Origin of the sequence: Micromonospora sp. M61 (assembly GCF_018070245.1) — a bacterium.
GTDB lineage: Bacteria > Actinomycetota > Actinomycetes > Mycobacteriales > Micromonosporaceae > Micromonospora > Micromonospora zamorensis.
Genome location: NZ_JAGPYA010000054.1, coordinates 35,232 through 47,400, shown reverse-complemented (window position 1 = coordinate 47,400; position 12,169 = coordinate 35,232). Strand labels below are relative to the sequence as shown.

At 73.0% G+C, this 12,169-nt stretch carries 13 protein-coding genes; 6 read left to right on the top strand and 7 right to left on the bottom strand.

Annotated elements, in window-relative coordinates; all coding sequences use genetic code 11:
* Positions 1-559, bottom strand: a 559-nt coding sequence (locus tag KBX34_RS25755; RefSeq protein WP_210927424.1) for a lytic polysaccharide monooxygenase auxiliary activity family 9 protein, incomplete at its 3' end; no start/stop codon positions are given.
* A 108-nt stretch (positions 560-667) separates the two neighbouring features.
* Positions 668-943: an isoamylase early set domain-containing protein gene (locus KBX34_RS25750; protein WP_088946839.1), complete on the bottom strand. Its 276-nt coding sequence runs from the start codon at positions 941-943 to the stop codon at positions 668-670.
* A gap of 154 nt (positions 944-1,097) precedes the next feature.
* Between KBX34_RS25750 and KBX34_RS25745 the strand changes: the two genes are divergently transcribed.
* From KBX34_RS25745 to KBX34_RS25730, 4 genes are all read left to right on the top strand, one after another.
* Complete coding sequence (locus tag KBX34_RS25745) at positions 1,098-1,358, top strand: Prokaryotic metallothionein (protein ID WP_099851461.1); 261 nt, start codon at positions 1,098-1,100, stop codon at positions 1,356-1,358.
* Between the two features lie 178 nt (positions 1,359-1,536).
* Positions 1,537-2,478: a DMT family transporter gene (locus KBX34_RS25740; RefSeq protein WP_307871494.1), complete on the top strand. Its 942-nt coding sequence runs from the start codon at positions 1,537-1,539 to the stop codon at positions 2,476-2,478.
* Positions 2,479-2,497: 19 nt separating this feature from the next.
* On the top strand, positions 2,498-2,953 hold the full coding sequence (locus tag KBX34_RS25735; RefSeq protein WP_210927422.1) for a GNAT family N-acetyltransferase: 456 nt from the start codon (positions 2,498-2,500) through the stop codon (positions 2,951-2,953).
* Positions 2,954-3,071: 118 nt separating this feature from the next.
* A complete protein-coding gene (locus KBX34_RS25730; protein WP_210927421.1) occupies positions 3,072-4,172 on the top strand; it encodes a lytic polysaccharide monooxygenase in 1,101 nt (366 codons plus the stop codon).
* Between the two features lie 92 nt (positions 4,173-4,264).
* Here KBX34_RS25730 and hemQ read toward each other — a convergent pair whose 3' ends face one another.
* From hemQ to hemE, 3 genes are read right to left on the bottom strand one after another with little or no spacing between them, the layout of a single operon-like run.
* Entirely contained in the window at positions 4,265-4,966 is a 702-nt protein-coding gene (gene hemQ, locus KBX34_RS25725) for a hydrogen peroxide-dependent heme synthase (RefSeq protein ID WP_088946835.1), read from the bottom strand.
* Positions 4,963-6,372 (bottom strand): protoporphyrinogen oxidase, encoded by a 1,410-nt coding sequence (gene hemG, locus KBX34_RS25720; protein ID WP_210927414.1) that lies wholly within the window; start codon positions 6,370-6,372, stop codon positions 4,963-4,965. Before hemG ends, hemQ begins: the two co-directional genes overlap by 4 nt.
* Positions 6,373-6,378: 6 nt before the next feature.
* Positions 6,379-7,476, bottom strand: a complete 1,098-nt coding sequence (gene hemE, locus KBX34_RS25715) for a uroporphyrinogen decarboxylase (RefSeq protein WP_088946833.1) — start codon at positions 7,474-7,476, stop codon at positions 6,379-6,381.
* A 137-nt stretch (positions 7,477-7,613) separates the two neighbouring features.
* Between hemE and KBX34_RS25710 the strand changes: the two genes are divergently transcribed.
* A complete protein-coding gene (locus tag KBX34_RS25710; RefSeq protein WP_088946832.1) occupies positions 7,614-8,186 on the top strand; it encodes a DUF3000 domain-containing protein in 573 nt (190 codons plus the stop codon).
* 21 nt (positions 8,187-8,207) lie between these two features.
* Here KBX34_RS25710 and KBX34_RS25705 read toward each other — a convergent pair whose 3' ends face one another.
* Both KBX34_RS25705 and KBX34_RS25700 read right to left on the bottom strand, forming a co-directional pair.
* Positions 8,208-9,071, bottom strand: coding sequence for a hypothetical protein (locus KBX34_RS25705; protein ID WP_210927409.1), 864 nt, complete (start codon positions 9,069-9,071; stop codon positions 8,208-8,210).
* Between the two features lie 151 nt (positions 9,072-9,222).
* Positions 9,223-10,467, bottom strand: a complete 1,245-nt coding sequence (locus tag KBX34_RS25700; protein WP_210927407.1) for a trypsin-like peptidase domain-containing protein — start codon at positions 10,465-10,467, stop codon at positions 9,223-9,225.
* Positions 10,468-10,665: 198 nt separating this feature from the next.
* Here KBX34_RS25700 and KBX34_RS25695 point away from each other — a divergent pair, with 198 nt between their 5' ends.
* On the top strand, positions 10,666-11,985 hold the full coding sequence (locus tag KBX34_RS25695) for a ribonuclease D (protein WP_099851451.1): 1,320 nt from the start codon (positions 10,666-10,668) through the stop codon (positions 11,983-11,985).
* Positions 11,986-12,169 lie beyond the last annotated feature (184 nt).

The following is a 12,169-nucleotide window of genomic DNA, read 5'->3' as shown; positions in this document are numbered from 1 at the left end:
GCCGTGGGGTGGGGGTGGGGGTCGGGGTGGGGGTCGGGTTCGACCCGCCGCCGCCGATCTGCACGTCGATGCAGGAGTAGAAGGCGTTCGCCGTGTCGGAGATGTTCCACACCGCGAGGATCTTCTGCCGGCCGGAGAAGCCGCCGAGGTTGACGTTGTGCGAGACGGTGGCGCCCGGCTGCTGGTTGTTGCCGTTGACCACGCCGACACGGGTGTTGCCGATCCAGTACTCCCAGTTGCTGGTGGCGTGCCGGGCGGTGTTCACCCAGGTGAAGGTCAGCGAGCTGCCCACCGAGGTGGCCGGCCAGCCCCGGCTGTCGTCGTTGAGGACGGCGAACTGGGCGATTCCGGCGTTGCAGCTGCGCAGGCCCTTGGGGCCCTCGACGCTCTGCGGCTCGTACTTGATCTGCCCGCAGTCGGGCACCCGGCCCTGCGCGCAGAGCGCCTGCCGGCTGGGCGGGGCGGAGACGTAGCCGTGCGCCTGCGCGGGGGCGGCGACGGTGAGGGTGGCGGCGACAGCACCCGCCGCCACCAGCGGAATGGTCATTCTTCGACGCATCGGGGCAGCTCCTTCTTCAGGTACGGTGGGTGCCCCTCAAGGTAATTTAAACTTTGTTAACAGTAAAGACTCCCATCGATAAATCCATCGATGGTGGCGAGTTTTCCCTCAGATCCGGAGCAGGCTCCCCCGGTCGTCGACCTGGTCGGCTGACTCGTCGTCCAGCCAGACGCCGCCGGTGGCGAGGTAGCGGAACCGGTATTCACCCGGGGGAAGCTTCACGGTCACCGTTCGGGTGCCGTCGCGGCGGGTCACCATCTCGTGCCGGCCCGGCTCCCACCCGTTGAAGGAGCCGACCACGCTCACCGGGCCGGGCGGGGCGTCCCGGGGGAGGCAGAAGGTGACCCGGGTCTGGTTGCCGAAGAGCTTGTTGCGCTTGATCACTGTGATCCTCCGGGGTTGCGGCGGTTCACCCCACACAACGGACAACACGCCGACGCCGACACGCCGCCACGACTCCTGCACCTCGACATTTCGCCTCGCGAGCGGCCGAGCCGAGAGCAGTCTGTAGATACATGTCGTGATGTGGGAGGTTTCAGTGGCAACGTGCGAGGTCTGCGGCAACGACTACTGGATGGCGTTCGAGGTGCGCACCGTCAGCGGTGACGTGCATACCTTCGACTCGTTCGAGTGCGCGATCCACCGGTTGGCACCGATCTGCGAGCACTGTCAGATCAAGATCGTCGGGCACGGCGTCGAGGTCAACGGCCGCTTCTTCTGCTGCGGGCACTGCGCCCGTGCCGTCGAGGGCGACGTGGGCGCGGAGATCCGCGACGCCGTCGGCGCACGCCCGGCCTGACCGCGCCTGCGGTACGGTCGTCCCCATGCGGCCACTGCTGGGCGTCCTGCCCCCGCCGCGCTCCTGAGCGGAGCGCCGCGCCTCTCGCCGATCGGGTGACCTGACCCGACCCGGCTCGCCGCCGTACGCGCTCCGTCGACGTCGTCCCCGTCAACGGCTCATCCTTCGGAGCGCATCCGTGTCCGTTTCCCGTACCGTGCAACCGGCTGCCTCGGCGCCGGCCGTCGACCAGGCCCGCACCGGCCTGATCCAGATCACCGTCACCGGCGTGCTGTGGGGCACCACCGGTGTGGCGGTGCAACTCCTGCACGACAGCACCGGGCTCAGCCCGGTGAGCATCGGCTTCCACCGCCTCGCGATCGCCGCGCTCGTCCTGCTGGCGTGCACCGCCGCTCGGCTCGGCGCGATCCTGGCCACCCTGCGCGCGGCACCCGTACCCCTGCTGCTCACCGGCGTCGGCCTCGGCCTCTACCAGGCGCTCTACTTCGCGGCCGTGGCCTGGGCCGGCGTCAGCGTGGCCACCGTCGTCAGCCTGGGCCTGGCCCCGGTGCTCGCCGCGGCCTGGGAGTCGGCGCGCGCCCGACGGATCCCCGGCCCGCTGCGTCTCGCCACGCTGGTCGCGGCCGTGGTCGGTCTCGCCCTGATCACCGGGGCGACGGCGGACCCGACCGCCGCGGCGCCAGCGCCGCTGCTCGGCCTGCTCGCGGCTGCCGGCTCCGGCCTCGGGTACGCGGTGACGACCCTGATCAGCCGACAGGTGTCGCAGCGCGTCGCACCGATGACGCTGACCACCATCTCCACAGTTGTCGGAGCGCTGACTCTGGCGCCGTTCGCCGTGGTCGCCGGGGTGAGCGTGCCGGTACGCCCCGACACGGTGGCACTGCTGCTGCACCTCGGCGTGATCACCACCGCAGTGGCGTACGCGCTGTTCTACGCCGGGCTGCGCACCACCCCGGGCAGCGTCGCCGCCGTACTGACCCTGCTCGAACCGCTCACCGCCGCGGCGCTGGCGGTGGTGCTGCTGCACGAGCCGCTCCCGCTGCCGGTCGTCGCCGGCGGCGTCCTGCTGCTCACCGCCGTGGCCGCCACCTACCTGGCACCTCGACCGGGCACCAGGTGAGGCGGCCTACCATCGTCGAATGCCCTCGCAGACCACCGAGATCCGGACGGCCTCCTTCGCCGACCTGAACACCCGCACCTTCCACGACCTGCTCAAGCTGCGCATCGACGTGTTCGTGGTGGAGCAGAACTGCCCGTACCCGGAACTCGACGGGCGCGACGTCGAGCCGGGCACGTGGCACCTCTGGCTGACCGACGGCGGCGCGCCGCTGGCGTACCTGCGGATCCTGGCCGACCCGGACGGCACTGCCCGGATCGGTCGGGTGGTGGTGGCACCGGCGGCGCGCGGCGGCGGGCAGGCCGGCCGACTGATGACCGCGGCGCTGGAGGTGGTGGGCAACCGGCCCTGCGTGCTGGACGCCCAGTCGCACCTGGTCGCCTTCTACACCCGGCACGGCTTCGCGGTCAGCGGCCCGGAGTACGTCGAGGACGGCATCCCGCACACGCCGATGCGACGCGATGCCATTGACGTCTGACGATCGAGCTGGCATGGTGCCGGGTAGAGCCATCGCAGGAGCCAGCGAGTAGGCGCGGGAGTGGGCAACTCCCGTCGGTCCGGGTGTCGTCGTCCGACCTCATCCCCCCGGGGGCTCCATGTCCACTCTCATCCGATCACGACGCGTGTTCTGGTTGTTCGCCATCGCGACGGCCGCCGCGCTCCTGTTGACCACCGCGCTGACCACGATCCAGGCCAGGCCCGCCTCCGCGCACGGCTCGGTCGTCGACCCGGCCTCGCGCAACTACAGCTGTTGGCAGCGCTGGGGTGACGACTTCCAGAACCCTCGCATGGCCACCGAGGACCCGATGTGCTGGCAGGCCTGGCAGGCCGATCCGGCCGCCATGTGGAACTGGAACGGCCTGTTCCGTGAGGGCGTGGGCGGCAACCACCAGGGTGCCGTTCCCAACGGCCAGCTGTGCAGCGGCGGGCGCACCCAGAGCCCTCGTTACAACTCGCTGGACACCATCGGCGCCTGGAAGACCACCTCGGTGTCGAACAACTTCCGGCTCCGCTTCTTCGACCAGGCCAGTCACGGCGCCGACTACATCCGGGTGTACGTGACCAAGCAGGGCTTCAACGCGCTCACCGAGCCGCTCGGCTGGGACGACCTGGAGTTGGCCGGCCAGATCGGCAACACCCCGGCGTCGCAGTGGAACCCGGACACCGGTGGCGTCTCCATCCAGATCCCGGTCAACGCGTCGGGACGCACCGGGCGGCACATCGTCTACACCGTCTGGCAGGCCAGCCACCTGGACCAGTCGTACTACCTGTGCAGCGACGTCGACTTCGGCGGTGGGTCGACCACCCCGCCACCGACCACTCCCCCGCCGACGACCCCGCCGCCCACCACTCCCCCGCCCACCACCCCGCCGCCGACCACCCCGCCGCCGGCTGGGGCCTGCACGGCGACGTACCAGGTGACCGGTCAGTGGGCCGGTGGCTTCCAGGCCGACGTGAAGGTGACCGCGGGCGGTTCACCCACAAAGGGCTGGTCGGTGAGCTGGAACTACGGCAACGGCCAGCAGGTCACCTCGTCGTGGAACGCGACGGTCAGCGCCAACGGCACGCTGGTCACCGCACGTAACGCCAACCACAACGGCACCCTCGCCGCCGGAGCGAGCACCACGTTCGGGTTCCTCGGCTCGTGGAACGGCAGCAACCCGGTTCCGCTGGTCTCCTGCACGACGACCAGTTGACCCCCGTCCGGTGCCGCACCCGGGCGGGGGTGCGGCACCGGCCGGCGGGCCCGAAGCGTGCGTCCGGGCTCAGACCAGGCAGCGTCCCGGGCTCAGACCAGGCAGTTGACGATCTCGGCGACCGAGCGCCGGCGGCCGGTGTAGAAGGGGACCTCTTCCCGGACGTGCCGGCGGGCGCCGGACGCGCGCAGGTCCCGCATCAGGTCCACGATCCGGTGCAGTTCGTCGGCCTCGAAGGCGAGCATCCACTCGTAGTCCCCGAGCGCGAACGAGGCCACCGTGTTGGCCCGGACGTCCGGATAGCCGCGGGCCATCTTCCCGTGCTCGGCGAGCATCTCGCGCCGCTCGGCGTCGGGCAGCAGGTACCACTCGTAGGAGCGGACGAACGGGTACACGCAGATGTAGGGGCGGGCCTCCTCGCCGGCCAGGAAGGCCGGGATGTGGCTCTTGTTGAACTCCGCCGGCCGGTGCAGCGCCATCTGCGACCAGACCGGGGTCAACGCCCGCCCCAGCGTGGTGCGGCGGAACCGCAGGTACGCGTCCTGGAGCGCGTCGGGGGACGCGGAGTGCCACCAGATCATCACGTCCGCGTCGGCACGCAGACCAGCGACGTCGTACACGCCCCGGACCACCACGTCCTTGCCGGCCAGCTCGTCGAAGAGGGCCACGACCTCGCTGGTGACGTTGTCCCGCAGTGAGGGCAGCGGCGCGCTGGCCCGGAACACCGACCACATGGTGTAGCGGATGCTGTCGTTGAGCTCCCGCAGGCGGGCCGCGTTGGTCTGCTCGGTCATCTCGCCGATCCTCCCAGTGCTGTGACGATCTCCTCGGCCGCCGTCTCGCCGGAGCGGACGCAGACCGGGATGCCGACGCCGTCGTATCCGGCGCCGGCGAGGACCAGTGTGGGGTGCGCGGCCCGCAACGCCGTGCGCGCGGCGGCGACCCGGTCGGCGTGCCCGGGGGCGTACTGGGGCAGCGCCCCGCCCCACCGCTGCACGTGCCCGTCGACCGGGGCCGGCAGCGGGGTGCCGAGCACCGCCGAGAGCTCTCGATGCACGGTGGCCGCCAGGTCCGCGTCGGGGCGCTGGAGATACGCCTCCTCGCCGTACCGGCCCACCGAGGCGCGCACCAACGCCACGCCGTCCGGTCGGCGCAGGTGCCCCCACTTGGTGGTGAAGAAGGTGGCGGCCTTGATCAGCAGCCCTTCGGTGCTCGGCACCAGGAAGCCGGACAGCTCGGGCAGCTGCGGCTGCGGCACCGCGAGGGTGACCAACGCGACGCTCGCGTAGTCCAGCTCGCCGATGCCCGCTGCGGCTGCCGGGGCCGGGCCCGCGAGCAGCCGGGCCGCCGGTCGCGCCGGCACCGCCAGCACCACGGCGTCCACGTCGACCAGCTCAGGGTCACGGGTCGGGCCGACAGTGAGCCGCCAACCCGTGTCGGTCGGGGTCAACTCGCGCACGGCGGCGTCCCGTCGTACCGTCGCGCCGCTGGCCGTCACGGCGGCCTCGATCAGGGTGCTGAGCCCACCGATCAGGGTGCCGAAAACCGGGGTGCCGGGCGCGCGCGGCGCGGCGGCCTGCGCGGCCCGGACCGCACCGGTCAGGGTGTGCTCCACCCGGGCCGTGCGGGCCAGCGCCGGCATCGTCGTGACCAGGGAGAGGTCGTCGGCGCGGCCCGCGTACACGCCGCCCAGCATCGGGTCGACCAGCCGCTCGACCACCTCGTCACCGAAGCGGGACCGGACCAGCGCACCCACCGAGACGTCCGCGTCCGGCCCGATCAACGGCCGACCACCGTCGGTGTCGGCGCCCGCGAGGGGGCGGGCGACCGACGTCACCCGGTCCAGATCCCCGGGTACGCCCACCAGCGTGCCGCCCGGGATGGGGCGCAGCCCTCCGTCGACGACCAGCGCGGCCTGCCCCACCGTGGGGTGCACGATCTTCTCGGCGAGACCGAGCCGGCGGGCCAACGCCACCGCCACGCTCTCGGCGCCCGCCGGGTCGCGCATCAGGAACGACTCGGCGCCGAACTCCACCGGCTGGCCGGCCAGCTCACCGGTGCGCAGCTTGCCGCCCAGCGCGCCGGACTGCTCGTACACCGTGATCTCGGTGCCGGCCGGTGCGCGGTCGCGCAGGCGGACCGCGGCGGCCAGCCCGGCGATCCCGCCGCCGACCACCGCCACCCGCCAGGGCTGCCGCATCGCCGGTCAGCCCTGGTCGGCCCGGCGGCTGGACAGCTCGTGCACCAGCGCGACCACCCGGGTCAGCACATCCGGGTCGGTTTCCGGCAGCACCCCGTGACCGAGGTTGAACACGTGCCCGGGAGCCGCCCGGCCCTGCTCCAGAATCCGGCGCACCTCGGCCTCGACCACCGGCCACGGCGCGAGCAGCACGCACGGGTCCAGGTTGCCCTGCACCGCCTTGTCCGGGCCGATCCGGCCGGTGGCCACGTCCAGCGGGGTACGCCAGTCGACGCCGACAACGTCCGCGCCGGCCTCACCCATCGCGCCGAGCAACTCGGCGGTGCCCACCCCGAAGTGGATCCGCGGCACCCCGGCGTCAACAAGCCCGCTCAGCACGGCGGTCGAGTGCGGCAGCACGAAACGGCGGTAGTCGGCTTCGGAGAGCGCCCCGGCCCACGAGTCGAAGAGCTGCACGGCGGACACGCCGGCGTCGATCTGCACCCGCAGGAAGGCCAGCGTCACCTCGGCCAGCCGGCCGCAGAGCGCGTGCCACAGCTCCTCATCGCCGTACATCAGGGCCTTGGTCTTCGCGTGGGTCCGCGACGGCCCGCCCTCGACCAGGTAGCTGGCCAGGGTGAACGGCGCGCCGGCGAAACCGATCAGCGGGGTGTCACCCAGCTCGACCACCAACTGCCGGACGGCCTCGTCGACGTACCAGACGTCGTCGCGGGTGATCGGGCGGATCCGCTCCACGTCGGCGGCGGTGCGGATCGGCTCGGCGACGACCGGACCGGTGCCCGGCACGATGTCCAGGTCGACGCCGGCCGCGGCCACGGGCACCACGATGTCGCTGAACAGGATGGCCGCGTCCACCCCGTGCCGGCGCACCGGTTGGAGGGTGATCTCGGTGACCAGCTCCGGGCGGCGGCAGGACTCCAGCATCGGCACGGTCGCCCGGATCTCCCGGTATTCCGGCAGCGAGCGGCCGGCCTGGCGCATGAACCAGACCGGGGTGTGCGGGCCGGGCCGGCGTCGGCAGGCCCGAATGAAGGGCGAGTCGGCCGGTCCGCCGGGGCGGGATTCTCCGTCTCGGGCGACAGTGCCCGTGGTGTCCGTGGTCATCGCCGCAATCGTGCCACGCCCACCACCCCCACCCGGGTGGGGGTGAGATGAAGGGCACCGTTCCTTATGCCCGGCGCCCTTCATGAGCGTCGGCGCGCCGTCGAAGCGGGGGACGGGCGGCGGCATAGGCTGCCGACATGGCCCCCCCGATCGCGCTCCCGGAGACGTTCGCCCGCGCGGTCGCCGGGCTGCGGTCGGCGGCCCCCCGGCCGGAGATCACCCTGGAGGAGGTCGGCGCCCCCCAGCGGCTCGCCCCGTACGCGTTCGCGCTCTCGGCGGCCGTGCTGCGCGACGGCGACGAGGTGGCCACCGGCCGGCTGATCCTGCTGCACGACCCGGTCGGGCACGAGGCGTGGCAGGGCACCCTGCGGTTGGTCACCTACGTGACCGCCGAGTTGGAGGTCGACCTGGCCGCCGACCCGCTGCTGCCCGGGGTTGGCTGGACGTGGCTGACCGACGCGTTGGACGCCCAGGACGCCGGCCACCGGGCGATCGGCGGGACGGTGACGCAGACCATGTCGACCCGGTTCGGTGACCTCGCCGGCCCACCGACAGTCGGTGACATCGAGATCCGCGCCTCCTGGACGCCGGTCGACGACGACCTCAGCGCGCACCTGCTCGGCTGGTGTGCGCTGCTCGCCTCCACGGCCGGCCTCCCCCCACCCGGCGTGACGGCCCTGTCCGACCGCCGCCCCGCCGGCGCAGCCTGACCCGGCGAGGGGCGGCGGGGGCTACAGGTAGTTCTCCGCCTCGTTGCAGACCTTGTCGAGGCCCTTCATCGCCGCGTCGTAGGCGGCCTTGTTGCCGGCCGACGCCGCTCCCAGCGCGGTCGTCAGCTTGTCCAGGCAGCTCGCGATGACCGTCTTCTGCCGGGCCTGCTCGTCACGGTCGTTGCGGGTGCCGGTCAGGTCCTGCTCGGTGTTGTCGAGCTTCGCCTGCATCGTCCCCAGGTCGGCCTTCAGCCTCGTGATCTCGGTGGCGTTGGCGGCGATGGTGCCGTCGCGCTGGCTGACCTGACCGGTGAGACGCTTCTCGGTGCGGTTCAGCTCGTTGTTCTTCGTCACGAACAGCCCGGTCATCACGCCGCTGACGACGAAGAGCAGCGCGGCCACCAGGGCCAGCACCAGCACAGCGCGCCCCCGCCCGGCCGCCGGCGCACCGGGAGGGCCGTACGGCGGCCCGTACCCGGGGCCGGAGACCGGCGGCGCGGACATCGGCGGTCCGTACCCGGGGCCGGAGACCGGGGGCGCGGACATCGGCGGCGCGGACATCGGCTGGCCGGTGTACGGCGGGGCGCTGGCCGGGTAGCCCGGCGACCCCTGCGGCATGCCGTACTGGGGTGGCACGGGAGGGTTCGCGGGGTACTGCGGCGGGGCCTGTCCCGGCGCGTACGGCTGCGGGGCGGGCTGGGCGACCGGGTGCGGGACGGTCGGGTCGGCGTTGGTCGACTGCCAAACGGCCTGCTGTGGAACGGTCGGTTCAGCGCCGGACGGACCGGCCTGGGGACCTACGGCGTGCGCCACGGTCCGGTCGGGGTCGGGGAGCGTCGGAGAGGCCGGCGGGACAGCCTGCGACTCGGGCGATGGTTGGGACATCTTCATTCCTCCAGATGGGTGCGCCCGCCTCGGCAGGCGCGGTGACGTGCTGCGAAGAGATCGCCTGATGCCGGCTGATCAGCCGGGTCGGCGATGGGTCGGCAATGGCCGTGGGTGATGCGTGCGGCCGGCGGCGTCGCCGGTCACCGGTTCAGCAGATCTTGAAGCCGTCGCAGGCGACCTTGATCGGTACGGCCAGCCCGATGCCCTCGGCGTTGCGCGCCTTGGCGGTGGCGATGCCGACAACCTCCTTGCTGCCGTTGATCACCGGCCCGCCGGAGTTGCCCGGGTTGATCGGGGCGTCGAACTGGATCGCCGGGCCGGACCCGCCCTGGGCCGGCCGCAACGCGCTCACCACGCCGGTGGTCACGCTGTCCTCCAGGCCGAGCGGCGCGCCGACGACGACGATCTGCTGGCCGGACTTCGCCGCGGCGGGCGCGGTGACCAGGCCGCTGAACTTGCCGCTGGCACGCAGGTGCGCCACGTCGTTGGTCTTGTCGACCTTGACGATCGTCGCCGGGAAGCGCTGGCTGGTGCGCTCCAGGAACACTTCGCGGCCACCGCCGTCCCAGACCGCCTCGACCACGTGGAAGTTGGTGAACAGGTTCGTCCCGCCGCCGCTCGCCGGCTTGCCCACCGCGAACGCGGTGCCGGTGAACTCACCGGCCCGGACCCGGAACACGCTCGGCAGCACCGCGCTGGCCACCGCCTCCGGGTTGAACGCGGCACCCGCCTGCTTCTCCAACGTCTCTGCGCGCTTGTCCAGGCTGTCGAGGCGGGCGAGGTCGCCGTCCTGGGCCTGCGCCAGCCGGCGGTCGGTGTCGGCGAGCCGGTCGCCGACTCGGTCGAGCTGGTACGCCTGGAGCCCGGCCACCGCCGCGAGCACGACGACGGCCACCGTGGCGAGCACGGCCGGCCACCGACGACGGGTGGGCCGGTCGGCCGGCGGGGAGGCTGGCCAGTGCGCGGGGCCGCCGGGGTAACCGGCGGTCGTGGAGGGCCCAGTGCCGGCCGGACCGGACGGCGGATAACCGGCCACGCCCGGAAACCCGGGTGCGGCCGTCGGATAGGCGCAGGGGCCGGGGGCGGCCGGCGGATAGGCGCCGGGGCCGGGGGCGGCCGTCGGAGCGCCCGGGCCCTGGTGCCCGGCGCCGCCGAACGGGGTAGGCGGCGGGCCCCACTGCCCGGTGTTGGGCGGGACGGGACGCTCGGGGCGGGGTGCGGGGACGGGTCGGGCCTGGTCTGTGCCGCCCGAGGGGGGCGTGGACCAGGTCGAACCGGGTTGGGGCTCGATGCGCGGTGGCAGCGGACCGGGTCGGCCGGCCATCGACCCGCTCGCGTCGGCGGGTTCGGCACCCGCCGGTCGCCCGTCCCCCGAACCGAAGCCAGCCGTCATGATCGTCGTGCCTTTCCCGTGGTCTTCCCGCCGCCGTCGACTCGTCGTCCCGGCCGGCGGTTCGATGGAACGTACCTGTGCGATCGGGCTTTGTCTCCCCCGATGTCCGGCATCCGAAGGGACGCCTTGTGGACACCTGACCGACACACGCCGGACCGGCTGCACCCGCCGGATCATCGCGCGCACTAGGGTTGGCAGGTGACCGACGAACCACCCCTGCGCCGTCGGCCCACCGAAGACCTTCCGGGAAACGCACCCCAGCACCCGCCGTCGGCCCAGCCGCAGCTGGCAGGCGAGGGAGCCGACCCGGCCGACGGTGGGCCCGTTCCGCTGATCGCCCCGCGTGACGGCACCCCTGATCCGGTGGCCGCTCCGGCCGAGCTTGCCGAGGTCGTTGCCCGTTTCGCGGCGGGCACCGGCCCCGTCGCCCTGGACGCCGAGCGAGCCTCCGGTTACCGCTACAGCCAGCGCGCGTACCTGGTGCAACTGCGCCGGGCCGGTGCGGGTACGGCGCTGATCGACCCACTGCCGCTTCCGGACCTCAGCACGCTGGACGCGGCGATCGGCGAGGCCGAGTGGGTGCTGCACGCTGCCAGTCAGGATCTGCCCTGCCTGGCCGAGGTGGGGCTGCGCCCGCGCCGGTTGTTCGACACCGAACTGGCTGCTCGGCTGGCCGGATTCGAGCGGGTCGGGCTGGCCGCGCTGACCGAGCAGCTACTCGGGTTCACCCTGGAGAAGCACCACTCGGCGGCCGACTGGTCGAGCCGACCGTTGCCCGAGTCGTGGCTGACGTACGCCGCTCTCGACGTGGAGCTGCTCACCGACCTGCGCGACGCGCTCGACGCCGAGCTGACCCGGCAGGGCAAGTCGGCCTGGGCCGCGGAGGAGTTCGCCGCGCTGGTCCGCACCGGGGCGCGCCCACCGCGGGTCCGCGCCGAGCCCTGGCGGCGCACGTCCGGCATCCACCGGCTGCGGGGAGCGCGGGCTCAGGCCCGGGTCCGCTCCATGTGGTACGCCCGGGACCAGATCGCCTCCCGGCGGGACGCCGCGCCCGGTCGGGTGTTGCCCGACTCGGCGATCATCGCCGCGGCCGAGTTGGACCCGAAGGACGAGAAGACCCTGCTGACCCTGCCCGGTTTCGGCGGCCGGTCGGTGCGGCGGTTGGCTCGCACCTGGCTCGCCGCGCTCGACGACGCCCGGCAGCTCCCGGAGGACTCCCTGCCGGTCTCCCCGACCGTGGAGGGCCCGCCCCCGCCGCACCGCTGGGCCGAACGGGACCCGGTGGCGGCTGGTCGACTGGCCCGCTGCCGGGAGGTGGTGATCCGCATCGCCGGCGAGCACAACCTGCCGCCGGAAAACCTGATCACGCCGGATTCGGTCCGCCGGTTGGCCTGGACCCCGCCGGAGGAGCTGACCGAGGAGACGGTCGCGGAGACCCTGCGCGGTCTCAACGCCCGCGAGTGGCAGATCGGCCTCCTCACACCCGACCTGACCGAAGCCCTGGACCCCACCCCCTGACCCCACGCTCCCGCCCGGCGCTCGGGGGCGTGGGTCACCGGGCAGTGTGGGGTGGGCCACAGCGGGGGGTCGGGACGGGGTTGGTTACTGGCGAGTAGCATTTCGGGGGAACCTGCCCGTGTCGGCGACCCTTGGTTCAGTCCGCAGCGCCGCTCGGCGCGAAAGCCGGATCATGGTCGAATAG